This window comes from Micromonospora sp. AMSO31t, assembly GCF_008868175.1.
Lineage (GTDB): Bacteria > Actinomycetota > Actinomycetes > Mycobacteriales > Micromonosporaceae > Micromonospora.
Genome location: NZ_WBKT01000047.1, coordinates 14,104 through 37,833, shown reverse-complemented (window position 1 = coordinate 37,833; position 23,730 = coordinate 14,104). Strand labels below are relative to the sequence as shown.

Here is a 23,730-nt window from a genome sequence, read left to right as displayed (position 1 = left end):
CCGGCGCGGACCACGGCCATGGCGTGGCGTTCGCCGGGGCGGCGGCCCAGGCGCTCGATCGGCCCGGAGATGCTGATGGCGGCGATGACCCGGCCGGTGCGGTCGCGGATCGGGGCCGAGACGCTCGCCACACCGGCCTCCCGCTCGGCGACGCTCTGCGCCCAGCCGCGGCGGCGTACCTCGGCGAGGGTGCGCCCGGTGAACTTCGACCGGGGCAGCAGCGGCATGACGGCCTCGGGCGGCTCCCAGGCGAGCAGGATCTGCGCCGCCGACCCGGCCGTCATGGGCAGCACCGAGCCGACCGGCACGGTGTCCCGCAGGCCGCTGGCCCGCTCGGCCGCCGCCACGCAGATCCGCTCGTCGGCGCGGCGCAGGTAGAGCTGGGCGCTCTCCCCGGTGGCGTCGCGCAGCGCGGCGAGCAGCGGCTCCGCCGCGGTCAGCAGCACGTCCGGCGCGGCGTTCGCCAGCTCGCCGAGCCGGGGGCCCGGGCGCCAGCGGCCCTGGGTGTCCCGGACCAGCATCCGGTGGATCTCCAGCGCCTGTGCCAGCCGGTGCGCGGTGGCCCGGGGCAGCTTGGTGCGTTCAACGAGTTCGGCCAGGCTGGCGCCGTCGACGCAGGCGGCCAGGATGACCACCGCCTTGTCGAGAACGCCGACACCGCTCATACTGTGTCCCACAAGCCGAAATTTACCTCCCAGAATTTAGGATGTCCAGATGGTGGGAGTCACTCAACCGAGGACCCTGGCCGAGAAGGTCTGGGACGCGCACGTCGTCCGCTCCGCCGCCGGTGAGCCGGACCTGCTCTTCATCGACCTGCACCTGCTCCACGAGGTCACCAGCCCGCAGGCGTTCGACGGGCTGCGCCTGGCCGGCCGCCGGGTCCGCCGCACGGACCTGACGGTCGCGACCGAGGACCACAACACCCCGACCGGGTACGACGACCCGGCGTTCCGCTCCCGGCGCGGCGACCTGCTCACGATCGCGGACCCCACCTCCCGCACCCAGATCGAGACGCTGCGCCGCAACTGCGCCGAGTTCGGCGTGCGGCTGCACCCGCTGGGCGACGAGAACCAGGGCATCGTGCACGTCATCGGCCCCCAGCTCGGCCTCACGCAGCCGGGCATGACGATCGTCTGCGGCGACTCGCACACCGCCACCCACGGCGCGTTCGGTGCGCTCGCCTTCGGCATCGGCACCAGTGAGGTCGAGCACGTGCTGGCCACCCAGACGCTGCCCCAGGCGCGCCCGAGGACCATGGCCGTGAACGTCACCGGCCAGCTCGCCCCGGGGGTCACCGCCAAGGACCTGGTGCTCGCCCTGATCGCCCAGGTGGGCACGGGCGGCGGGCGCGGTCACATCGTGGAGTACCGGGGCGAGGCCATCCGGAACCTCTCCATGGAGGGCCGGATGACCATCGCCAACATGTCCATCGAGTGGGGCGCCAAGGCCGGCATGATCGCGCCGGACGAGACCACGTTCGCGTACCTCAAGGGGCGGCCCCACGCGCCGCAGGGGGCCGACTGGGACGCGGCGGTGGCCCACTGGCGGACGCTGCCCACCGACGAGGGCGCGACCTTCGACACCGAGGTCACCCTGGACGCCGGCCGGATCACGCCGTTCGTCACCTGGGGCACCAACCCGGGCCAGGGTGTGCCCCTGGGCGCGGCCGTGCCGGACCCGGAGGAGTTCGTCACCGAGCCCGAGCGGGTCGCCGCGCGCCGGGCCCTGGAATACATGGACCTCGCGCCCGGCACCGCGCTGCGTGACCTGGCCGTCGACGTGGTCTTCGTCGGCTCCTGCACCAACGGCCGGCTGGAGGACCTGCGCGCCGCCGCCGACGTGCTGCGCGGGCACAAGGTCGCCGACGGCGTACGCATGCTGGTGGTGCCCGGTTCGGCCGCGGTGCGCGAGGCCGCCGAGGCGGAGGGGCTGGACAAGGTCTTCGCCGACGCCGGCGCCGAGTGGCGCTTCGCCGGCTGCTCCATGTGCCTGGGCATGAACCCCGACACGTTGAAGCCGGGCGAGCGCTCCGCCTCGACCTCCAACCGCAACTTCGAGGGCCGCCAGGGCCGGGGCGGGCGTACGCACCTGGTGTCCCCGCCGGTCGCCGCCGCCACCGCCGTGGTCGGCCGGCTGGCCGCCCCCGCCGACCTGTAGAAGGGCAGCCGAGAGATGGACAAGTTCACCGCGCACACCGGCACCGCCGTGCCCCTGCGGCGGTCCAACGTGGACACCGATCAGATCATCCCCGCCGTGTACCTCAAGCGGGTGACCCGGACCGGATTCGCGGACGGTCTGTTCAGCGCGTGGCGGGAAGATCCGTCATTCGTTCTCAACGATCCCGTCCATTCGGGTGCGTCGATTCTGATCGCCGGCCCCGAGTTCGGCACCGGATCTTCCCGGGAGCACGCCGTCTGGGCGCTGCGGGACTGGGGCTTCCGGGCCGTGATCGCGCCCCGCTTCGGCGACATCTTCCGCGGCAACGCGCTCAAGGAAGGACTCCTTCCAGTCGAGTTGGAATTGAAAGCCGTGGAAGAACTGTGGGATCTCGTGGAATCCGAGCCGACCACCCCGATCACGGTCGACCTCGCCGCCCGCCAGGTCCACGCCGGCGACGCCGCCTGGGCCTTCCCGCTCGACGACCACAGCCGTTGGCGGCTCATGGAGGGCTTGGACGACATTGGACTCACCCTCCGGCACGAGGCCGAGATCGGCGCCTACGAGGCGGCCCGGTCACCGTTCCTGCCCTCGGTCGCCTGACCACAGATAGCTTTTCGCCCCCACCGGCCCGGCCGGTGGGGGCGAATCCGTTACGACACAAGGGCTTTTTTCCATCGAATGTTTGTGTCCAGGCAGCACAGGGCATACCGTGCGCGCAGAATGGCTCGCGACGAGTCAGTTGCACAATCGGGAGGAAGTCGTGAACAAGGCCGAGCTCATCGAGGCGCTCGCCGTTCGCCTGGGGGACCGGAAGACGGCGACGGCCGCGCTCGAGGCGGTCCTCACTGAGGTCCAGGCGGCGGTCACCAAGGGCGAGAAGGTGGCGATCACCGGTTTCGGAGCGTTCGAAAAGCGCATCCGGGGGGCCCGAACAGCGCGCAACCCGCGGACCGGCGAGGCGGTGAAGGTCAAGAAGACCTCCGTCCCGACGTTCCGTGCGGGCGCGGGCTTCAAGGAGATGGTGGCCAGCGGCAAGGTGCCGAAGTCCACCGCTGCCGCCAAGAAGACCACCTCGGCCGCCGCCGCGAAGACCACGGGTGCGAAGGCGACCGGGGCCAAGGCGACCGCCGCGAAGAAGACCACGGCGGCGGGCGCCGCGAAGAAGACCACGGCGGCGAAGGCCACCAAGACCACCGCCGCGACCAAGAAGGCCGCGCCCGCGAAGAAGGCCGCGACCAAGACGACCACGGCGAAGAAGACCACCGCGGCGAAGACGACCGCGGCCAAGAAGACCACCGCCGCCAAGAAGACGACGGCTGCCAAGAGCACCGCCGCGAAGAAGGCACCGGCCAAAAAGGCACCGGCCAAGAAGGCACCGGCCAAGAAGGCCGCCAGCCGGCGCTGACCGCACGGCCCGAAGGGCGCCCACCGTCCGCGGTGGGCGCCCTTTCTCGTGGGTACGCGTTGACCCGCCGTCCCGCGGGCCCGGAGAATCCTCGTGCCGAAAACCCCCGTCGGTCACGAGAAGAGGGGCGCCCGTGCGCCACCGTCACCTCCCCACCACCGCGCTCGCCCTGGGCGTCGTCGTCCTGCTCGACGTGCTGCGGGTGTGGCTGCCGTCGATCATCACCATCTTCGGCCGGGCGGCCGAGACGCCGGCCGAACTCCTCGGCGCCTTCGCCCTCGGCTGGTTCGTCCTCGCCCTCGCCGCGCCCGTCCTGGTCCGCCGGCTCGGTCCGCGCCCGGTGGGCGTGGTCGCGGCCGGGGTGCTGGCCGCCGCCCGGCTCGCCCTGACCGCCGCGCCCGGCGGCCGGCTCCAGCTCTGGCTGGCCTGCGCCGGCCTGCTCGCCGGCCTGGTCTGGCTCGGCGCGACCGCCGCGACGGTCGCCCGGCCGGTGCCGGGCCTGGCGTTCGGCCTGGCCGGGGCCGCCGTCGCGCACGCCCTGCTCGGCACCGAGGACCTGGTCTGGCGGGGCGGCATGCTCGGCTGGACGGTGAGCGTCCTGCTCGTCGGCGCCTTCCTGGCCGCCCAGGCGGCCTCCACGCCGGCCTGGCTCCGCCGCTCACCACGGACGACGGCCCCGTCACGTGGCTCCGCCGAAGCTCCTGATCCTGCCGTCTCGGCCGGGTCTGCCGTCTCGGTCCGTCCCGCCGTCCGGTCCGGTAGCGGCCTATCCGCGTCGGGGCCGCGCGGCGAAGCCGGCCCGGCCGCCTGGCTGCTGGTGGGCCCGGTGCTGCTGCTGGCCGGCCAGCTGGCGCTCGCACCGGCGGTGTGGGACTCGGCCGCCTCGTACTGGCACGGGTCGGCGGACCTGCCCGGTCTGGGGCTGCCCCCGGCACACCTCGCGGCGGTGCCCGAGGTGGCGATCGGCCTCTTCCTGCTGGCGGTGCTGCTCCGGCCGCCCCGGCCGGTGGCCCGGCTGCTCTGGCCGGCGGCGCTGGTCGTCGGCGCCGGACTGTTCGCCACCGACCGGGCGGGCTGGCTGGCACCGGCGGTCCTGCTCACCGCCGCCGGTCTCGGTGGCTGCCTCGCCCTCGTCGACGGCGTCCCCGAAGACGGCAACGCGCCGGCCCGTCGGGTGTCCGGCAGGCGCGGGTTCGCCGTCGTCGGCGGGATGCTGGGGTTCGCGGTGGGCGCGGTGGCCTACTACGCCGCCTACGACCTCGGATACCCGAACGGGTGGGTGCCGGTGCTGGCGGCGCTGGGCGTCGCCGCGGCGGCCGTGGTCGCCCCGCCGTTCGCCGCATCCCCGCTCCGCCGGCCGGTGCCGGTGTGGACGGTCCTCGGGGCGATGCTGCTGACCGCCGTGGGCGGCGGGATCCACCGCCCCACTCCGGCGCCGAACCCGCCCGCGACGCCACCGGCGGCGGTACGGGTGGTGGCGTACAACATCCGGATGGGGTTCGGGCTGGACGGGCGGCTCGACCTGGACGCGCTGACCCGGGCGGTGGAGGGCAGCCGGCCCGATGTCGTGCTGCTCAGCGAGGTGGACCGCGGGTGGCTGCTCAACGGCGGACACGACACCCTCGCCCTGCTGGCCGGGCGGCTGCGGATGCCGTACGTCTTCGCGCCCGCCGCCGACCCGGTGTGGGGCGACGCCGTGCTGAGCCGTTTCCCGGTGCGGGCCGGCCGGACCCGGCCCCTCGCGGCGCATGGGGCCCCGACCGGGGCACAGGCGCTCGGCGTCACGCTCGACCTCGGCGGCCGGGAACTCGCCGTGGTCGCCACGCACCTGCAACCGCCGCCGGGGGAGGGCCCGGTGGCCCAGGCCGGCGAGGTGGCCGCCTTCGCCACCCGGTACGCGGCCGGCCGCCCGCTGGTGCTCGGCGGCGACCTGAACACCGAGCCCGGCGACGCCGCGTTCGCCGAGTTCACCCGCGCCGGGCTGGTCGACGCGCTGGCCGCCGCCCGCCCGCTGCGGACCAGCCCGGCCGACGACCCGCGCACCCAGATCGACCACGTCTTCGTCACACCGGGACTGGCCCCGTCCGAGGTGACCGCCCCACGCGGCACCGCCAGCGACCACCTCCCGGTCACGGTGACCCTCACCCTGCCGTAAACCCTCCCGGCCGGTCCGGCCGAGGCGCCCTCCGGTCGCGGTGACACTCGCCCTGCACACATGGGGTGGTGTTTGAAGGGGGCCCCTGCTCTGCCGGAGGCGTTAGCAGGGGGCCCCTCCTTACAGGCGGTCGGCCGCGAGCAGGCGGTCGCCGGTGAAGGCGAGCAGCCAGCCGCCGCCCTTCGGGGTGGTGTAGTCGTCGGAGCGGCCGGTCAGCCGTTCCAGCGCGCCCGGGATCACCTTGCCCTGGCTGCACACCGCGACCGGTTCCCCGTCGAGGGCCAGCGCGGTGAGCCGGGCGGCGGCGGCCAGGGCGCACTCGTCCGGCTGCTGGCCGGGGCGCGGCTCGTCCAGGTCGCCGACCACCTCGACGGGCAGGTCCAGCAGGGCGGCCGCCGGGGCGAGGGTCTGCACGCAGCGCCGAGCCGAGGCGGAGACCAGGCGGGCCGGGCGGACCAGGGCGACCAGCGGCGCGAGCGCCTGCGCCTGGGCCCAGCCCTCGGCGTCCAGCTCCCGGCCGGTGTCCGGGCCCGTCCAGGTGCCCCGCTTGCCGGCGTGCGCGTGCCGGACGAGCAGCACGGTGGCGGTGACGGGCGGCAGCGCCGCGAACGCGGCGATCACCTCGGCGTCGTGCGGGTAGCTGACCCGGCGGGCCGCCTCGTCGGTGGGGAACCAGGCCACCTCGTCGACCTCGGTGTCCGGCTGGAAGCCGCCCTGCGCGGCGGCCCGCATCGACCAGTAGTCGACGGTCTTCGGCCGGCCCTCGCTGCGGTAGTGGACGGTGGGGAGGCGTACCTGAGGCACGGCCCGGACGTCGGTCTCCTCGGCGACCTCGCGGACGGCGGCCCGCAGCGGGTGTTCGCCGGCGTCCAGCTTGCCCTTGGGCAGCGACCAGTCGCCGTACCGGGGGCGGTGCACCAGGCAGATCTCGACGCCGCCGGTGGCCGGGCGCCAGACGACCCCGCCCGCCGCCCGGATCCGCACCGGCTCGTCGTCCGTCATCCGCTCACCGTATGCCCGCTCCGAGCGGGTCGTGGTCCGGTCAGCCCGCCCTACCGCCGACCCGGTGCAGGAGCAGGTCCTGCAGATGGGTCAGCGGCGTGTCGTCGCCGCCGGTACGCCGCTGCCAGGTGCCGTCCGGGGCCAGTTCGAAGGCGTCCACCTCCGGGCTGAACGCGGCGGTCAGCACGTGGTCCAGCTCGGCGCGGGCCACCGGGTCGCTCACCTGCACGAGCGCCTCGACCCGGCGGTCCAGGTTGCGGTGCATGAGGTCGGCCGAGCCCATCCAGAACTCCGCGTCGCCGTTGTTGCCGAACCGGAAGATCCGCGAGTGTTCCAGGAACCGGCCGAGGATCGAGCGGACCCGGATGTTCTCCGACAGCCCGGGCACGCCGGGCCGCAGCGTGCACATGCCCCGGATCAGCAGGTCCACGTGCACGCCGGCCCGGGACGCCCGGTAGAGCGCGTCGGTGATCTCCTCGTCGACCAGCGCGTTCACCTTGAACTGCACCAGCCCCGGCATGCCCAGCCGGACGTGCTCGATCTCCCGCTCGATCCGCTCGACGAGGCCGCTGCGGATGCCCTGCGGGGCCACCAGCAGCCGCCGGTACGCGGTCTGCCGGCTGTAGCCGGTGAGCACGTTGAACAGGTCGGTGAGGTCGGCGCCGATCTCCGGGTCGGCGGTGAGCATGCCGAAGTCCTCGTAGAGCCGGGCGGTCTTCGGGTGGTAGTTGCCGGTGCCGATGTGGCAGTAGCGGCGGATCTGGTTGCCCTCCTGGCGGACGACCAGGGCGGTCTTGCAGTGGGTCTTCAGGCCGACCAGGCCGTAGACCACGTGGCAGCCGGCCCGCTCCAGGGTGCGCGCCCAACCGATGTTGGCCACCTCGTCGAAGCGCGCCTTCAGCTCGACGAGCACCACCACCTGCTTGCCGGCGGCGGCCGCGTCGACCAGCGCGTCGACGATGGGGGAGTCGCCGCTGGTGCGGTAGAGGGTCTGCTTGATGGCCAGCACGTTCGGGTCGGCGGCGGCCTGCTCGACGAAGCGCTGCACGCTTGTCGCGAACGAGTGGTACGGGTGGTGCACCAGCACGTCCCCGTCGCGCAGGGTGGCGAAGACGCTGCGCGGCACCTCGCCCTCGGCGAGCCGGGGGTGGGTGGCCGGCACGAACGGCGGGTCCTTGAGGTCCGGGCGGTCGGCCTCGCCGTAGACCTGCCACAGCGCGGAGAGGTCGAGCAGGCCGCGGACGCGGAGCACGTCCTGGCTGTCCATGTCCAGCTCGCGGACGAGCAGCTCCAGCATGTGGTCGGAGATGGAGGCGGCCACCTCCAGCCGGACCGGCGGGCCGAACCGGCGCCGGGCCAACTCCCGTTCCAGGGCCTGGAGCAGGTCCTCGTCGCGGTCCTCGTCCACCTCGACCTCGGCGTTGCGGGTCACCCGGAACAGGTGGCACTCGACCACCTGCATGCCGGAGAAGAGCTGCCCGAGGTGCACCGAGATGAGGTCCTCGACCGGCAGGAAGCGCACCCCCGGCTGGTCGCGGGCCACCCGGACGAACCGGGGCACGTTGTTGGGCACCTTGACCCGGGCGAACAGCTCGGAGCCGCCGTCCGGGTCGCGCACCGAGACGGCCAGGTTCAGCGAACGGCCGGAGATGTAGGGGAACGGGTGTGCCGGGTCCACCGCGAGCGGGGTGAGCACCGGGAAGATGTGCTCGCGGAACCAGGTGCGCAGCCGTTCCCGCTCGGCGTCGTCGAGGTCGCTCCAGCGCAGGATGCGGATGTCCTCGGCGGCCAGCTTCGGCAGCACGTCGTCGACGAAGCAGGCGGCGTGCCGGGAGACCAGGTCGGCGGTCTTCTCGGCGACCAGCTCCAGCTGGGTCCGCAGCGGCAGCCGGTCGCCGCCGCGCACCGGCAGGCCGGCGGAGAGCCGCCGCTTCAGCCCGGCCACCCGCACCATGTAGAACTCGTCCAGGTTGCTGGCGAAGATGGCCAGGAACTTGGCCCGCTCCAGCAGCGGCGTGCGGGGGTCCTCGGCCAGCGCCAGCACCCGGGTGTTGAAGTCGAGCCAGGAGAGCTCACGGTTGAAGAACCGGTCCTCCGGCAGCGGCTGGGCCGCCGGCGGCTCCACCTGCGGGCCCGGCCCCTCGACCGGGTCGAGGGACTCCTCCAGCCCGGCGGAGGCCGCTGCCGCGGGCTCGGGGCTGACGCTCTCCTCGGGCGGGCGGACGCGGCGGAACCGGCCGTCGGCGCCGCGGGTCGACGCGCCGTTGCGGGGCGCGCCGGGATCGACGAGGTTACGGGGACCGTCGGGGTGCTCGCGAGGGGTGCTCACCACCTCATGATTCCCCGACAAGGGTGAACGGAAAATGAACTCCGGGCAGGTTGGTCACGCCATCGTCGGCAACGTCACCCGGACGACCTCGCCGGCGGCGTCCCGCTCGATGCGGACCCGCTGCCCGAGCCGGAGCAGCCGCAGCCCGGAGGCGTCGAAGGCGCGGGCCGGGAAGGCCAGCTCGGTGCCGTCGTCGAGGAGCAGCACGCCGCTGCGGGTCGACGCGTCGTAGGTGGCCACCGTGCCCTGCATGCCAGCACCGTACCCGACGTCCCGGCCGGCCCGGGCCAGCAGCGCGGCGGTGCGCGGGCCGGCGCCGAGCCGGGCGGCGGCGGTCAGGTCGGCCGGGGTGTCCACGTCGCGGCGCAGCGTGGGCCAGCCGCCGGCCAGCGGCAGCGCCCCGCTCGCCGCGTGCGCCGCCGCCGAGCCGGGGCCGAAGCGGGGCGCCAGGGGCACCCCGGGCGGCGCGGCGAGCAGCACGGTGCCGCTGCCCAGGGCGTCGGCCACGAACCCGCGTACCCCGCCGGTGGGGGCGGCCCGCAGCGCCTCGGCCAGGTCGGCCGGGCGCAGCGCCGGCAGGTCGGCGGTGAGTCCGGCCACCGCGGCGCGCGGGCCGGCCGCCGCCGCGCCCTGCCGGAAGGCCGCGTTCAGCCCGGCCGCCGGGTCCGGGACGACCGTCGCGCCGGCCGCCGTCGCCTCCGCCGCCACCCGGGGGTCGTCGGTCACCACCAGCACCCCGGCCACCGCCGGGCAGGCCCCCACCGCGCGGACCGTGTCGGCCGCCAGGGCCAGCGCCAGCTCCTCATGGGGTACGCCGGGCAGCGCGCCCCGCAGGCGGCTCTTCGCCACTCCGAGGCGCTTCACCGGCACCACGACGGTCCAGGTCGGCTCAAGCACGTGACAATCCTGCCAGCCGGGCGGCGGTACCCTCACTGGCCGGACCGGGAGCGAGCAGGCATGATTTCGTCCCGGGGCGTGCGCGCGTGGGGCGGAACGAGGAGGCAGGGTGGCACCGCGGAGGCTGGGATTCTGGCCACGGTTCGCCGTGGTGCTGGTGAAGCCGGTGTTGACCGTGTGGACGCGTCGCACCTGGCGGGGCATGGAGCACCTGCCCAGCGAGGGCGGCATCATCATCGTGCCCAACCACATCTCGCACGCGGACCCGCTGGTGTCCGCGCACTTCATCCACGACGCCGGGCGCTGGCCGCAGTTCCTCGGCAAGGCCAGCGTGTTCCGGGTGCCGGTGATCGGCTGGATCCTGCACCGGTGCCGGCAGATCCCGGTGGAGCGCGGCAGCGTCGAGGCGGCCCGGTCGCTGGACAAGCTGGTCGCCGCGGTGCACCAGGGCGGCGCCGTGGTGATCTACCCGGAGGGGACCACCACCCGCGAACCGGACCTGTGGCCGATGAAGGGCAAGACCGGTGCGGCCCGGCTGGCGCTGGCCACAGGCGCGCCGGTGATCCCGATCGCCATGGTCGGCCCGGAGAAGATGTTCGATCCGCGGACGGCCCGCGTCGGGCTGCGGCCGCGTACGCCGGTGACGGTGGTCGCCGGGCCGCCGGTCGACCTGAGCCGGTGGGAGGGCGCCACGCCGACCCGGGCGATCCTGGAGGAGATGACGGACACGATCATGCTGCGGATCCGGGACCTGGTCGCCGAGATCCGTGGCGGGACACCACCGCCGCTGTGGGAGCGGCCGGCCCGGACGCGCACGCCCGAGGTGACCGAGTGAGCGAGCGCAGCGGGCACGTCGCGGTGCTGGGCGCGGGCTCGTGGGGCACCGCCTTCGCCAAGATCCTCGCCGACGCCGGCCGGGACGTGACCATCCTGGCCCGGCGCGCCTCGGTGGCCGAGGCGATCCGGACCGGGCGCCACAATCCGGACTACCTGCCGGACGTGCGGCTGCCCGACCGGGTCACCGCGACCGGGGACGCCGAGGAGGCGATCGCCGGCGCCGAGGTGGTGGTGCTCTCCGTGCCGTCGCAGACGTTGCGCGGCAACCTCGCCGAGTGGACCCCGTACCTGGACCCGGACGCCACGCTCGTCTCCCTCATGAAGGGCATCGAGCTGGGCACCACCAAGCGGATGAGCCAGGTGATCATGGAGACCGCCGGGGTGCCGGCCGACCGGGTGGTGGTCGTCTCCGGGCCGAACCTGGCCCCGGAGATCGCCGCCGAGCAGCCGGCCGCGACAGTGGTCGCCGGCACCGACAGCCGCCGGACCGCCCTGGTGCAGTCGTCGATCCGCACGCCGTACTTCCGGCCGTACACCAACGACGACGTGATCGGCTGCGAGCTGGGCGGGGCCGTGAAGAACGTGATCGCCCTGTCGTACGGCATCGCCACCGCCATGGGCTTCGGCGACAACACCCGGGCCATGCTGATGACCCGCGGCCTGGCCGAGACCGCCCGGCTGGGCGTGGCGCTCGGCGCCGACCCGATCACCTTCGCCGGCCTGGCCGGCATGGGTGACCTGGTCGCCTCCTGCTCGTCGCCGCTGGCCCGCAACCGCACCTTCGGCGAGCACCTGGGCCGGGGGGAGACCCTGGAGCAGGCCCAGGCGGCCACCCGGCAGACCGCCGAGGGCGTGAAGAGCTGCCTGGCCATCCGGGACCTGGCCCGCGCGCACGGGGTGGAGATGCCGATCACCGAGCAGATCGAGCGGATCTGCCACGAGGGGATGGACCCGCGGCTCGCCGTGGACGCCCTCATGAGCCGGACCGCGAAGCCCGAGTCGTACGAGTGAGGCGGCCATGACCGAGTGGGGTGACGGCACGCGCAGCGTGCACGCCGGGCTGCCCGCGCCGGAACCGGGCCAGCCGTTCCTGCCGGGGCCGGTGTTCGCCGCGCCGTACCACCTGGACCCGTGGCGGGGGCCGGAGGCGACCCCCAACGGTTACGGGCGGCCGGACAACCCCACCCGGCGGCTGCTGGAGGCGGCCGTCGGCGAGCTGGAGGGCGGCGACTGCCGGGTCTTCGCGAGCGGCCAGGCGGCCATCACCGGCCTGCTGCTGGCGCTGCTGCGCCCCGGGGACGCCGTGCTGCTCCCCGCGGACGGCTACTTCCCGGTGCGCGCCTTCGCCACCGCCACCCTGGAGGGCATCGGGGTACGCGTCGCCTTCGTGCCGACCGCCGGGCCGTACCCGTCGTTCGAGGGTGTCCGTCTGGTGCTGCTGGAGACCCCGGCGAACCCCGGCCTGGACGTGGCCGACGTGCCGGCGCTCGCCGCCGCGGCACACGCCGCCGGGGCCCTCGTCGCGGTCGACAACACCACCGCCACTCCGCTCGGCCAGCGCCCGCTGGAGCTGGGCGCCGACGTGGTGGTCGCGTCCGGCACCAAGGCCCTCACCGGCCACTCCGACCTGCTGCTCGGCTACGTGGCGACCCGTTCCGCCGAGCTGCTCGACGCGGTGACCGCCTGGCGGACCACCACCGGCGGGGTGCCCGGGGCGTTCGACTGCTGGCTGGCGCACCGCTCGCTGGCGACCGTGGACCTGCGGCTGGCTCGGCAGACCGCCAACGCCGAGGCGCTGGCCGGGCTGCTCGCCGGCCGCGGGGACGTGACCGGCCTGCGCTGGCCCGGGCTGCCGGCCGACCCGGCGTACCCGGTGGCCTCGGTCCAGATGCGACGGATGCCCGGTGTGCTCTCCTTCGACCTGGGTGACGCCGACCGGGTGGCCCGTTTCCTCGACGCGTCCCGCCTGGTGTCCGCCGCCACCTCGTTCGGCGGGCTGCACACCACGGCCGACCGGCGGGCCCAGTGGGGGGACGACACCGCGCCCGGCTTCGTCCGGCTCTCCTGCGGCATCGAGGACGCCGCCGACCTGGTGGCCGACGTGACGGCCGCGCTCGACGCGGCCTGACGGGGGCCGGCCCGCTCCGCTAAGGTGACGGGCAGCAACGGCCCGCGTGGGCCCCGACCGAAGGAGGTGAGACCGATCCACCAGCAGAGGACCGGCGCTCCCTCCGAGTCCGCGTCGGCCCAGGGTTAGGGCGACGCCGGGAGCGCCGACGAGCGTTCCCGAAAGGCCAGCCATGCCATCCACCCTGTTCTCTCCCGACCGTCCCGCCCTCGTCCGGCGGCTGCGCGCCGCCGGCTGCGTCTTCGCCGAGGACGAGGCGGACCTGCTGATCGCCGCCGCCGGGTCGGCCGAGGCGCTCACCGACCTGGTCGACCGCCGGATCGCCGGCCTGCCGCTGGAGCATCTGCTCGGCTGGGCCGAGTTCTGCGGCCTGCGGGTCGCCGTCGACCCCGGGGTGTTCGTGCCCCGCGGCCGGACCGCCCTGCTGGTCGCCGCCGCCGCGGCGGTGGCCGGTCCGTCGCCCGCCGTCCTCGACCTCTGCTGCGGCTCGGGCGCCGCCGCGCTGGTGTTGCACGGCCGGCTGGCGCCCCGCTGGCTGGCCGCCGCCGACGTCGACCCGGCCGCGGTGGCCTGCGCCCGGCGCAACCTGACCCCGCTGGGCGTGCCGGTCTACCAGGGCGACCTGTTCGCGCCGCTGCCGGTGCGGTGGCGGGGACGGCTGGACCTGGTGGTGGCGAACGCCCCGTACGTGCCGAGCGGCGCCGTGGCCATGCTGCCGGCGGAGGCGCGGCTGCACGAGGCCCCGGTGGCGCTGGACGGCGGCGCGGACGGGCTGGCCGTGCTGCGCCGGGTGGCCGCCGGCGCGGCCGAGTGGCTGGCCCCCGGCGGGCACCTGGCGGTGGAGGTGAGCGCCGGCCAGGCCGCGGCGCTCTGCCAGATCATGGCCGACGCCGGCCTGGACCCGTCCGTGGTGCGCGACGACGACCTGGAGGCCACCGCCGTCACCGCCCGCCGTCGCGGGTGAGACGCCGCCCGACCCCGCCCCGCGCCGGGACCGGGCGGGCGGGGTCGCGCGACCGTGGCGGGACGCCGCGGCGCGAACTAGCCTCAGGTCAGGCTCGGCGGGAGGCGGTGGCGGTGGGCAGCGCGGGTGTGCCGGTGGTGGTGGGTCTGGACAACGGCGGCACGAGCAACAACGCCACCGTGCTGACGGTCGACGGCCGGTTCCTGGTGGACGGGCTGGTGGAGATCCCGAGCGAGGTCCAGGCCGGCCCGGACGCGGCGATCGAGGCCCTCGCCCGGGCGCTCGACGGGGTGCTGGCGCTGACCGGGGTGCCCCGCGAGATGGTCCGCGCGGTCGGGCTGGACACGCCCGGCCCGGCCAGCGCCACCGGGGTGATCTCCTCGCGCGGCTCGACCAACTTCTCCCAGCCCGCGTGGCGCGGCTACGACGTGCGCGGCGCGCTGGAGCACCGGCTCGGCCTGCCGGTGGTCTACGCCAACGACGGCAACGCGGCGGCCCTCTACGCGCACCACGTGCACTTCGGCGCCGACGCGATGGCCCGCTCCTCGGTCGCCGCGATCGTCGGCACCGGGCTCGGTGGCGGCGTGGTGGAGGGCGGCCGGGTGGTCGGCGGCGCGGCCGGCATGGCCGGTGAGTTCGGGCACGTGCACATCCCGCTGGACGGGCTGCTCGGGCCGGGCCAGCCGGTGCCGGTCTGCGCCTGCGGCTTCGCGGGGGACGCGGAGAGCGTCGCCTCGCTCACCGCCATCGCGCACCACCTGCTGCCGTACTGGCTGGGCCGGTTCCCGGGGCACCCGCTGGCGGGGGAGGAGCCGGGCCGGGCGGCGAAGCTGGTCCGGGGCTACGGCGAGCGGGGCGACGCGCTGGCCCGCGAGCTCTTCACCCAGCAGGCCATGGCGCTGGGCCGGCTGTTCACCATCGCAGCCAACTTCACCGACCCGCACGCGTACTTCGTGGGTGGCGGGGTGGTGGAGGCGGCGCCCGAATTCCGCGACTGGTTCCTGGCCACCGTGCGGGAGCACACCGTGCTGCGCGCCGAGCAGCGCGCGGTGGCCACCTTCGCGCTGGTGCCCGACCGGGACATGGCCGGTGCGCGCGGGGTGGCCATCGCGGCGCTGGAGGCGGTCCGCGGCGGGGCCGCCGCGGGTCCGCTGGTCGCCGGCTGAGCCGGGGCCGTCGCCGGCCTGCGGCGGTGCTGCGGTGCCGGCGACCGGCGGATCAGGGGCGCGGTGGGGCGCCGGTGAAGGCGGCCCACGCGGCTGGCGGGAAGACCAGCACCGGGCCGGCCGGGTCCTTGGAGTCGCGGACCGCGACCGCCTCCGGCAGCGGCGCCATCTCGACGCACGCGCCCTCGTCGCCGCTGTGGCTGCTCTTGCGCCAGCCGGTCGCCGGCGGGTGCGGCCTGTTCGTGCCGTTCATGGGTTCTACCTCTCGTTCAGCAGGCGGAGCAGCTCGTCCCGGCTGGCCGCCGGGCTCAGCGCCACGGTCCGCAGGTGCTCCATGATCTTGCTGCAGGTACGCAGGTCGCCCGGCCGGTCCAGCACCATCTGCCCGGCCACCGTCTCGACCGAGGCGATGATCGGGTCCTCCGGATCGGCGAACTCCAGGATGTGCAGCGACCCCCGCGTCCCCCGGTGGTATCCGGCGGAGAGGGGGATCACTTGCACGGTGATGTTGGGCAGTTCGGCCATCTTCAACAGGTGCTGGAGCTGGCCCCCCATCACGGTCCGGTCCCCGACCGGGCGCAGTAACGCCCCTTCGTCGATGATGGCGTCGAGGATCGGCGGATCGTCACCCGTGAGCCGTTGCTGGCGGTCGAGGCGCAGCTTGACCCGCTGCTCCACCTGCTCGTCGCTGAGGGTGTGCGGGCCGCCGCGCATCACCCCGCGGATGTAGTCGGCGGTCTGGAGCAGGCCCGGCACCACCGACGGCTCGAAGTTGGCGATCCCGGTGGCTTCCGCCTCCAGGGCGATGAAGTCGATGGTCCGCCGGTCCAGCAGGTACGAGTAGGACACCCACCAGCCGGGCTTGCGGGCGTCCTTGGCGAGTTGCACGGCACCGGCGATCTCGTCGGGCCCCACCCCGTAGAGGGTGAGCAGCGCCCGCACGGTGGCCGGGTTGACCAGCGTCTGCGCGTTCTCGTAGCGGGACAGGGTGCTGCGGGTGCTGTTGATCTCGTCGGCCGCGGCCTCCAGGGTGAGGCCGGCGGCCTCCCGGTGGGTCCGCAGGGCGATGCCGAGCCGTCGGGCCCGGGCGGTCTTCGGCGCCATGCATCGATGGTCGCACATCAACGGGAGCTTGGGCATGAGAGAAATCCGATGAGAGTTGCATTCACGCGTGTCCACCTGTCAATCTGTGACGGCGTCCTCACCACCGGTTGTCGTGGCGACGGTGGTGGTGAGCGACCGGAGGGGATGGGGCGCGCGGTGATCGGGTTTTACTCCCCCACGACCCGATCGCCGCGTGCCCGTACCGCACGCCAGACGGGGAGGATTCGCGATGACGGTGACGGCCTGCCACCCCGCCGACGAGGGTGGGCGGCGATGACCCGCTTCCTCGTGGTCCTCACCGACGTGCGCCCCCTCGAGACCGACCTGCGCCCCCTCGACGGCATCTGGCGCAACGAGCGGACCAGCCCCGAACGGCGCCGGCAGGTGGTCGGCGCGAGCAGCCGCGAGGCGGCGGACCGGATCGCCGGCGCCTTCATGGCGCTGGGCATGGTCCGCGCCGGCCGGCAACGGGTCAAGGTCATCGCGGTGGGCCGCCGGCCCCGGACCGCGGACCAGTGAGCTGAACCGGGCCCGCCCCCGGGACGCGGTGACGGGGGCGGGGAGCCGGGCGGCCGGTGGCAGGTCCCGCCACCGGCCGCCCGGGCTTACCGCCTGCGGCCCATCCGGTTACTCCCCGTATATGGCCTGCTGACCGGTTGCCGCCCGCTGCGTCGTCTCCCCGGGTATGCACCACCGACGCTCGCCACGCACAGTAAGGTCAAGCGGGTGAGCACCCCAGGCAAGACCCGCGTGGCGATCGTCTTCGGCGGCCGCAGCCCGGAGCACGGCATCTCCTGCGTGAGCGCCGGCAGCGTGCTGGCCGCCCTCGACCCCGACGAGTTCGAGGTCGTGCCGGTCGGCATCACCCGGCAGGGGCAGTGGGTGCTGGCCAGCGGCGACCCGGGCCAGCTCGCCATCGCCGACCGCAAGCTCCCCGAGATCACCGCCGGCTCCGGCGCCGAGCTGGTGCTGCGCGCCGACCCGGCCGTGGGCGGCCTCATGGTGCTCGACCCGACCCAGGGCCCCGTGGCGCTCGCCGACGTGGACGTGGTCTTCCCGGTGCTGCACGGCGCCTACGGCGAGGACGGCACCATCCAGGGGATGCTGGAGATGGCCGACATCCCCTACGTCGGCGCGAACGTGTTCGCCTCGGCGGCCGCCATGGACAAGGAGTTCACCAAGAAGCTCTGCGCCGCCGAGGGCATCCCGGTCGGCCCGTACGTGGTGCTGCGCGCCGGGATGACGCTGACCGAGGAGGACAAGGCGCGTCTCGGGCTGCCGGTCTTCGTGAAGCCCTCCCGCGCCGGCTCCTCCTTCGGCATCACGAAGGTCGACGACTGGGCGCAGCTCGACGCGGCCGTCGCCACCGCCCGGGAGATCGACACGAAGGTGCTCGTCGAGGGCGCGATCGTCGGCCGCGAGATCGAGTGCGGCGTGCTGGAGGGCGAGGCCGGCGGCGCCCCCGAGGCGTCGGTGCTGGCCGAGGTGCGGGTGGTCTCTGGCCACGACTGGTACGACTTCGAGGCCAAGTACATCGACGACGCCTGCGAGTACGACATCCCGGCGAACCTGCCCGAGCCGGTGACCCGGCAGGTGCGCGAGTACGCGACCCGCGCGTTCACCGCGCTGGACTGCTCCGGACTGGCCCGGGCCGACTTCTTCGTCACCCCGGAGCTGGACGTCTACCTCAACGAGATCAACACGATGCCGGGCTTCACCCCGACCTCGATGTTCCCCCGGATGTGGGCGGCCAGCGGGCTGGAGTATCCGAAGCTGGTCAACCGGCTCATCCGCACGGCCCTGCGCCGCGCCGGCCGCTGACGCCCCGGCGTCGCGACCCGCCGGCGACGGTCAGGCGGAGCAGCCGGACGGGGCCGTCTTCGCGGTGGGCACCGAGGCGACGATCGCGTCGGCGATCGGCGTGACCCACTGGAGCGGCTGCTCGTACTGCTTCGGGACCCGCACCCGCACCGGGGTCTCCCGGTCGACGGTGGTCAGCACGGCGGCGTCCGCCTCCTGCACGGCGTGCCAGCAGACCTTGTTGACCGACCAGACCTCGTCGGTGGGCTGCACGATCGGCGGCGTGCCGCCGCAGGCCACGGTCAACGCCGGGTCGCCGTACGCGGCGTTCTGCTCGGCGCCGGCGGTGACCGGTCGCTGCGTCAGGTCACGGACGGTCGCCGGGAGCTGCGACACCAGGGCGCGGCACACCGTGGCGGGGCGCTCGGCCAGGGCGGGGGCCGGCAGCTCGACCGGCGTGGTCGACTGCGGCCGGGCGGCGCTCGCCGACGGGCTGGGCGCGGCGGCCGGGGAGTCCGGGGCCAGCTTCGCGAAGGTGAACCCGGCCACCGCCAGGGTGACCGGCACCGCGACGAGCGTCGCCCAGAGCGCGGCGCCGCGGGTCGACCGGTCGCGACGCGCCGGGCGGGACTCGTCGACAGCGGGGGAGGACGTGATCTCTTCCACTTACAGCCGCACCACCGAGCACGTGAGGGTGCGGGTGATGCCGGGCACCATCTGCACCTTGCTGACGATGAGTTTGCCGAGCTCGTCGACGGTGTTGGCCTCGGTGAGGACGACCACGTCGTAGGGCCCGGTGACGGCGTCGACGCGTACCACGCCGGCAAGGTCCGCGATCAGACCGGCCACGTCACGTGCCCGACCGACCTCCGTCTGGATGAGGATGTACGCCTGTACCACGACTCGACCTCCGTCCGTCGCCGCGTGGGGCGACCCGAAGGGTGAAACTACCTTACGGAGCAGGCCTGATCCCTATCGGTGGCCGGCTGGACGCGGTGAGCGAGCGCACGCCGGGGCAACCGGCGGTGGGAGGGCGGAATCGTGCAGGCGCGGCGAGGGGACGGCATGACGGTCGCGGGTGTCGGGGAGTTCGGGCTGATCGACCGGGTGACCGCCCGGCTGTCGTACGGGGAGAGCTGCCTGCTCGGCCCCGGCGACGACGCGGCGGTGGTGGCGGCGCCGGACCGGCGGGTGGTCGCCTCCACCGACGTGCTGGTCGAGGGGCGGCACTTCCGCCGGGACTGGTCGGGGGCGCGGGACGTGGGCCACCGGGCGGCGGCGGCCAACCTGGCGGACATCGCGGCCATGGGGGCCACCCCGACGGCGCTGCTGGTCGCCCTGTGCATGCCGGCCGACCTCGACCCGAGCTGGGCCGAGGAACTGGCCGACGGGCTGGGCGCCGAGGCGGCCCTGGTGGGCGCGAGCGTGGTGGGCGGGGACATGTCCGCCAGCCCCACGCTGACCGTCGCGGTGACCGCCCTCGGTGACCTGGGCGGCCGGCCGCCGGTGGTGCGCTCCGGCGCCCGCCCGGGCGACGTGGTGGCCCTCGCCGGGCGCACCGGCTGGGCGGCGGCCGGCTACACGGTGCTGTCCCGGGGCTTCCGCACGCCGCGGCTGCTGGTCGAGGCGTTCCGCCGGCCCGAGGTGCCGTACGCGGCCGGCCCGGAGGCCGCCGCGCAGGGCGCCACCGCCATGATCGACGTGTCGGACGGGCTGCTGGCCGACCTGGGGCACGTGGCGAAGGCCAGCGGGGTGGCCGTCGACCTGACCCGGGAGGCGTTCGAGGTGCCCCGGCAGATGCGCGACGCGGCGCAGGCGCTCGGCGTCGACCCGTACTCGTGGATCCTGGCCGGGGGCGACGACCACGCGCTGGCCGCCACCTTCCCGGCGGAGGCGACGTTGCCGGCGGGCTGGCGGCCGGTCGGGCGGGTGACCGAGGGCACGGGGGTGACCGTGGACGGCGCGCCGTACGCGGGCCCTGCCGGCTGGGACCACTTCCGCTGAACCATCCGGCGGGAACATGACGGCGGCCAGCCGGCAAGTAGGGGTATGACCGTGCCCACGACAGCCGCCTCCGGGGCGGATCCCGCGGACCTGGCGGGGCTCTTCGACCGGTACGCCCGGGAGTTGCTGCGGTACTGCAGCCGCAGGGTCGGCCCGCAGCTCGCCGAGGACGTCGTGGCCGAGACGTTCCTGCTGGCCCACGAGCACCGCGACCGGTACGACAGCAGCCGGGGCGAACTGCTGCCGTGGCTCTACGGCATCGCCACCAACCTGCTGCGCCGGCACCGGCGGGTGGAGGTCCGCGCACTGCGGCTGGCAGCCCGGGCCGAGAGCGAGACCGAGGGCCCCTCCCGGCGTACCGCCGAGCGGATCGACGGCGAGCGCACCGTGGCGCGGCTGGCCGGCGTCCTGGCCGGGCTGCCCCGACGGCAGCGCGATGTGCTGCTGCTCTACGCCGTCGCCGAGCTGGAGTACGCCGAGATCGCCGCCGCTCTCGACATCCCGCTGGGCTCGGTCCAGTCCGCCCTCCATCGCGCCCGCACCAAGGTCCGGGCCGCCCTGGCCGCCGAAGGAGTCGCCCGATGAGCCGCTTCGACCCCGATCTGGTCGCGGTCCGGGAGCTTCCCCCCGGCCTGCCGGAACCGACCGACGAGTCGGTCAGCCGTACCTGGCACCTGGTCGTTCGACGGCTTTCCGACCGGCGGCTGCGGTCGCGGCGCTGGCTGGCGCCGGTGACCGCCGCCGCCGCGGTCGCCGCGCTCGTGGTGGGCGGGGTGACGGTGCTCAGCCCCGACCGGAAGCCGCCCGCGCCGTTGAACCCGCAGCGGGTGATGGACCGGCTGATCGACGAGGCCGCCCGGATCCGCCCGGTCGAGATCCCACCGGGCCAGCTCCTGTACGTCCGGGCCGAGAACGGCCAGCGGCCGCAGCCGGGGGGTGCCCGGGAGTGTGGAGACCTGGTTCGACGGCCAGACGCTGATGCCCCTGCGGGTGCGAACGGACGGGGCCGACACCTCGGTCGACGGCCCCGACGAACCAGGCAGCACGGCGGAGGACAACCGGAACATCGTGGCCGCCGGTGGGGATCCCACCTTCCCGACTCCGCGCTTCCTGGCGAGTCTGCCGACCGAGCCCAAGGCGTTGCGGGCCCGGCTCGACGAGGTGACGTACGGCGGTCTGACCGTCAGACCGGGGCGGGAGTGGCAGCCGGTCGTCCAGCTCTGGGCCCTGCTGTCGCGCGCCGAACCGCGGCTCTCGCCCGAACTACGGGTCGCGCTCTACCAGGTGATCGCCGGCCTGCCCGGGCTCGTCGCGTCCGAGGTCACCGTCGACGGCCGGCGCTGCTGGGCCGTGGGGCTGAAGTCCATGAACGGAGACCTGACCGCGATCCTCTTCGACCAGCGCAGCGGCCGGGCCGCCGGTCACCGGAGGCAGCGGTCGGTGTCCGGCACACCAGCGCCGGGCGGCGCACCTCCCACGGTTTCGCAGACCCTCTGGACGTTCGCCGTGGTGCCGGACACCAACCGGACCGAGTGACGTACGACCGAACGGGGACGGCCGGCTCCCGATCGGGGCCGGCCGCGGTCGTACCCTGCATACCGTGAGTGAGATCGAGATCCGGGCGCGGCGCTTCGACGCGCCCGAGTCGCAGGCGTTGATCCGGGCGGCCCTGGCCGACCTCGGCCAGCGGTACGGCGGCAGCGGCGACGACACGCCGGTCGACGCGGGCGAGTTCGAGCCGCCGGCCGGCACCTTCCTGGTCGCCTACCTCGACGGGGAGCCGGTGGGCTGCGGGGGCTGGCGCAGCCACGGCGACGACACGGCCGAGCTGAAGCGGATGTACACGGCGCCGGCCGCCCGGGGCCGGGGCGTGGCCCGCGCGGTGCTCGCGGCCGTCGAGCGGTCCGCCCGGGAGCACGGCCGCAAGCGGATCATCCTGGAGTGCGGCGACAAGCAGCCCGAGGCGCTGGCCATGTACGCCTCGGCCGGCTACGAGCGGATCCCGAACTTCGGCTTCTACCAGGACGCCCCGGGCTGCCTCTCCTACGGCCGCACCCTCTGACCGTCAGCCGGCGGTGATCCGGATCTCGCCGGCGGCCTTGCGGGCGGCGCACTCCGCCTCGGTGGGGGTGGCGCCCCAGGCCAGCAGGTGCCCGCTGCGGTGCGCCGAGGAGAGCAGCTCCGGCACGTGGTCCCCGACCTTCGCCTCGACCTGCACGTCGAGCACGCCCGGCACCCGCAGGGCGGCGCGCCGGCCGTCCACCGCGGTGACCCGGCCCTGCGGGGCGATCAGGAACTCGACGGCCGCCGCGCCGGTCGGCCGGGCCGGCAGGGCGGGCCGCTCGCCGCGCAGCACGCGCAGGTACGCCTCGATGAAGTCGACCTCGTAGGCGATCGAGACCAGCGCGGTGATCATGTCGCCCGGCATCCGGGCGGCGCACTCGACAAGCGTCGGCACCCCGCCGACCATGATCCATTCGCTGTGCAGCATCCCGCTGCCGAAGCCGGCCGCCTCGGCGAGCCGGACCGCCGCGTCCCGCAGCGCCCCCTGCTCCGGCCCCGGCAGCGCGGACGGCACGGTGTGCCCGGTCTCCACCGGGTACCGGCCGCCGGCGATCCGCTTGTCCGTGACGTTGGCGAAGATCGTCTCGCCCTCGGCGACCAGCAGTTCGACGCTGTGCTCCGAACCGACCAGCAGCTCCTCCACCAGGACCCCGGTGGGCAGGCCGCGCTCGGTGGTCTCGGCCGGCTCCGGCGGGGCGGCGCTGGCCGCCCAGCGCCCGGCGATCTCCGCCGGGTCGCTCACCAGCTGCACGCCGAGGCTGCCGGAGCGGCGGGTGGGCTTGAGCACGCACCGGCCATCGTGCGCCCGGGCGAACTCCGCCGCCCGCGCCGGGTCGTCGACCAGCTCGTACGCCGGGTTGGCCAGGCCGGTGGCAGCGGCGAGCAGCCGCATCCGGTGCTTGTCGGAGAAGACGTCGGCGGCGGCCACCCCGGCGCCGGGCAGACCGAGCCGGTCGGCCAGTCGGGCGGCGGCGCCGACCGCGTACTCCAGGCCGGGCAGGACCAGTCGCGCACCGGCGAGGTCGGGCTCCCGGGCGAGCAGGGCGTCGGCGTCGAACCCGGTCTGGTACTCGGCCGGCACGAGCCGGGCGACCATCGACAACCCGGCGACGAAACGGTCCAGGCCGCGGCGGCGGATCACATCCGGCTCCTCGACCAGGACCACGCTGCCGGGCGGCAGCTCCTGGTCGAACCAGCGCAGCGAGCCGAACGACCCGCCGATCACCACCAGCTGCTCCCGCCCCAGGTCCAGCTCCACCGGTCGTACCTCCCACGCGTGGCGCCGGAACGGACGGCCGGCGCAGCAGCACCCTAACCGGGGCGGCGCGGCCGGTCACCGGACGGTCGGCGACGCGTCAGCGGAGGACGGCGGACACGACAGAAGCCGGCGGACCCGAGGGGTCCGCCGGCATCCGGCGAAGCAGTGAAGGGGTGCTACCGCGTCAGGCGCGGGTGACCTTGCCGGCCTTGATGCACGAGGTGCAGACCTGCAACTTCTTGGTGGTGCCGCCACCGGCCGGGGTACGCACCGACTGGATGTTCGGGTTCCAGCGGCGGTTGGTCCGCCGGTGCGAGTGGGACACGTTGTGGCCGAAGCCCGGCCCCTTGCCACAGACGTCGCACACGCTAGCCACGGGATACTCCTGGGATTGAAACGTTCATGAGGTCGCCGCCAGGCGCAGCCCGGGCAACCTGGCCAGGTTACCCGATGACAG

25 protein-coding genes and 1 pseudogene are annotated in these 23,730 nt (G+C 74.8%); 15 read left to right on the top strand and 11 right to left on the bottom strand.

The window, feature by feature from the left end; genetic code table 11:
- Positions 1-665 (bottom strand): IclR family transcriptional regulator (locus F8274_RS13555; RefSeq protein WP_151462657.1); only part of this gene is annotated, 665 nt, incomplete at its 3' end.
- 49 nt (positions 666-714) lie between these two features.
- On the opposite strand from F8274_RS13555, the gene leuC reads away from it, so the two are divergent.
- The 4 genes from leuC (at position 715) to F8274_RS13535 (ending at position 5,720) form a co-directional block, all read left to right on the top strand.
- A complete protein-coding gene (gene leuC / locus F8274_RS13550) occupies positions 715-2,157 on the top strand; it encodes a 3-isopropylmalate dehydratase large subunit (protein WP_151462656.1) in 1,443 nt (480 codons plus the stop codon).
- Positions 2,158-2,172: 15 nt separating this feature from the next.
- Entirely contained in the window at positions 2,173-2,760 is a 588-nt protein-coding gene (gene leuD / locus F8274_RS13545; RefSeq protein ID WP_151462655.1) for a 3-isopropylmalate dehydratase small subunit, read from the top strand.
- A 160-nt stretch (positions 2,761-2,920) separates the two neighbouring features.
- Positions 2,921-3,565: an HU family DNA-binding protein gene (locus F8274_RS13540; protein WP_151462658.1), complete on the top strand. Its 645-nt coding sequence runs from the start codon at positions 2,921-2,923 to the stop codon at positions 3,563-3,565.
- A gap of 133 nt (positions 3,566-3,698) precedes the next feature.
- On the top strand, positions 3,699-5,720 hold the full coding sequence (locus tag F8274_RS13535) for an endonuclease/exonuclease/phosphatase family protein (RefSeq protein WP_151462654.1): 2,022 nt from the start codon (positions 3,699-3,701) through the stop codon (positions 5,718-5,720).
- Between the two features lie 120 nt (positions 5,721-5,840).
- Here the strand turns inward: F8274_RS13535 and F8274_RS13530 are convergent, their stop codons facing one another.
- From F8274_RS13530 to cofC, 4 genes and pseudogenes are all read right to left on the bottom strand, one after another.
- Positions 5,841-6,722, bottom strand: a complete 882-nt coding sequence (locus F8274_RS13530; RefSeq protein ID WP_151462653.1) for an NUDIX hydrolase — start codon at positions 6,720-6,722, stop codon at positions 5,841-5,843.
- A gap of 40 nt (positions 6,723-6,762) precedes the next feature.
- Positions 6,763-9,051, bottom strand: a complete 2,289-nt coding sequence (locus F8274_RS13525; RefSeq protein ID WP_192579819.1) for an RNA degradosome polyphosphate kinase — start codon at positions 9,049-9,051, stop codon at positions 6,763-6,765.
- A gap of 54 nt (positions 9,052-9,105) precedes the next feature.
- Complete coding sequence (locus F8274_RS31965; RefSeq protein ID WP_212838810.1) at positions 9,106-9,303, bottom strand: cold-shock protein; 198 nt, start codon at positions 9,301-9,303, stop codon at positions 9,106-9,108.
- Positions 9,304-9,306: 3 nt separating this feature from the next.
- Positions 9,307-9,948: pseudogene (cofC, locus tag F8274_RS13520) on the bottom strand (2-phospho-L-lactate guanylyltransferase); the annotation flags it as partial.
- A 109-nt stretch (positions 9,949-10,057) separates the two neighbouring features.
- Here cofC and F8274_RS13515 point away from each other — a divergent pair.
- The 5 genes from F8274_RS13515 (at position 10,058) to F8274_RS13495 (ending at position 15,043) form a co-directional block, all read left to right on the top strand.
- The gene (locus tag F8274_RS13515; RefSeq protein WP_151462650.1) at positions 10,058-10,783 is read left to right on the top strand and encodes a 1-acyl-sn-glycerol-3-phosphate acyltransferase; all 726 of its coding nucleotides are present in this window, start codon (positions 10,058-10,060) and stop codon (positions 10,781-10,783) included.
- The gene (locus tag F8274_RS13510; protein ID WP_151462649.1) at positions 10,780-11,796 is read left to right on the top strand and encodes an NAD(P)H-dependent glycerol-3-phosphate dehydrogenase; all 1,017 of its coding nucleotides are present in this window, start codon (positions 10,780-10,782) and stop codon (positions 11,794-11,796) included. The genes F8274_RS13515 and F8274_RS13510 overlap by 4 nt, the downstream gene beginning before the upstream one ends.
- Positions 11,797-11,803: 7 nt before the next feature.
- Positions 11,804-12,913 (top strand): cystathionine gamma-lyase, encoded by a 1,110-nt coding sequence (locus F8274_RS13505; protein ID WP_151462648.1) that lies wholly within the window; start codon positions 11,804-11,806, stop codon positions 12,911-12,913.
- Between the two features lie 172 nt (positions 12,914-13,085).
- Positions 13,086-13,877 (top strand): putative protein N(5)-glutamine methyltransferase, encoded by a 792-nt coding sequence (locus F8274_RS13500; RefSeq protein ID WP_151462647.1) that lies wholly within the window; start codon positions 13,086-13,088, stop codon positions 13,875-13,877.
- A 113-nt stretch (positions 13,878-13,990) separates the two neighbouring features.
- A complete protein-coding gene (locus F8274_RS13495; RefSeq protein ID WP_151462646.1) occupies positions 13,991-15,043 on the top strand; it encodes an ROK family protein in 1,053 nt (350 codons plus the stop codon).
- Between the two features lie 52 nt (positions 15,044-15,095).
- On the opposite strand, the gene F8274_RS13490 is transcribed toward F8274_RS13495, so the two are convergent.
- Together F8274_RS13490 and F8274_RS13485 are read right to left on the bottom strand one after the other, a co-directional pair.
- On the bottom strand, positions 15,096-15,296 hold the full coding sequence (locus F8274_RS13490) for a DUF397 domain-containing protein (RefSeq protein ID WP_151462645.1): 201 nt from the start codon (positions 15,294-15,296) through the stop codon (positions 15,096-15,098).
- 5 nt (positions 15,297-15,301) lie between these two features.
- Positions 15,302-16,147: a helix-turn-helix transcriptional regulator gene (locus F8274_RS13485; protein ID WP_151462644.1), complete on the bottom strand. Its 846-nt coding sequence runs from the start codon at positions 16,145-16,147 to the stop codon at positions 15,302-15,304.
- A 273-nt stretch (positions 16,148-16,420) separates the two neighbouring features.
- On the opposite strand from F8274_RS13485, the gene F8274_RS13480 reads away from it, so the two are divergent.
- Positions 16,421-16,666, top strand: coding sequence for a hypothetical protein (locus F8274_RS13480; RefSeq protein ID WP_151462643.1), 246 nt, complete (start codon positions 16,421-16,423; stop codon positions 16,664-16,666).
- Positions 16,667-16,873: 207 nt separating this feature from the next.
- A complete protein-coding gene (locus tag F8274_RS13475; protein WP_151462642.1) occupies positions 16,874-17,968 on the top strand; it encodes a D-alanine--D-alanine ligase family protein in 1,095 nt (364 codons plus the stop codon).
- A 30-nt stretch (positions 17,969-17,998) separates the two neighbouring features.
- Here F8274_RS13475 and F8274_RS13470 read toward each other — a convergent pair whose 3' ends face one another.
- Both F8274_RS13470 and F8274_RS13465 read right to left on the bottom strand, forming a co-directional pair.
- Positions 17,999-18,613 (bottom strand): DUF3515 family protein, encoded by a 615-nt coding sequence (locus tag F8274_RS13470; RefSeq protein ID WP_151462641.1) that lies wholly within the window; start codon positions 18,611-18,613, stop codon positions 17,999-18,001.
- Complete coding sequence (locus F8274_RS13465; RefSeq protein WP_013284547.1) at positions 18,614-18,847, bottom strand: Lrp/AsnC ligand binding domain-containing protein; 234 nt, start codon at positions 18,845-18,847, stop codon at positions 18,614-18,616.
- Positions 18,848-19,012: 165 nt separating this feature from the next.
- Between F8274_RS13465 and F8274_RS13460 the strand changes: the two genes are divergently transcribed.
- The 4 genes from F8274_RS13460 to F8274_RS13445 all read left to right on the top strand — a co-directional run bounded on the left by F8274_RS13460 (position 19,013) and on the right by F8274_RS13445 (position 22,013).
- Entirely contained in the window at positions 19,013-19,951 is a 939-nt protein-coding gene (locus F8274_RS13460; RefSeq protein WP_151462640.1) for a thiamine-phosphate kinase, read from the top strand.
- Positions 19,952-20,002: 51 nt separating this feature from the next.
- Positions 20,003-20,536, top strand: coding sequence for an RNA polymerase sigma factor (locus F8274_RS13455; RefSeq protein WP_225853772.1), 534 nt, complete (start codon positions 20,003-20,005; stop codon positions 20,534-20,536).
- A gap of 363 nt (positions 20,537-20,899) precedes the next feature.
- Positions 20,900-21,487, top strand: coding sequence for a hypothetical protein (locus F8274_RS13450; protein ID WP_151462638.1), 588 nt, complete (start codon positions 20,900-20,902; stop codon positions 21,485-21,487).
- Positions 21,488-21,551: 64 nt separating this feature from the next.
- The gene (locus tag F8274_RS13445; protein ID WP_151462637.1) at positions 21,552-22,013 is read left to right on the top strand and encodes a GNAT family N-acetyltransferase; all 462 of its coding nucleotides are present in this window, start codon (positions 21,552-21,554) and stop codon (positions 22,011-22,013) included.
- 3 nt (positions 22,014-22,016) lie between these two features.
- Here F8274_RS13445 and F8274_RS13440 read toward each other — a convergent pair whose 3' ends face one another.
- Entirely contained in the window at positions 22,017-23,273 is a 1,257-nt protein-coding gene (locus F8274_RS13440; protein WP_151462636.1) for an ATP-grasp domain-containing protein, read from the bottom strand.
- Positions 23,274-23,457: 184 nt separating this feature from the next.
- Complete coding sequence (gene rpmB / locus F8274_RS13435) at positions 23,458-23,649, bottom strand: 50S ribosomal protein L28 (protein ID WP_013284551.1); 192 nt, start codon at positions 23,647-23,649, stop codon at positions 23,458-23,460.
- Positions 23,650-23,730: the final 81 nt, after the last annotated feature.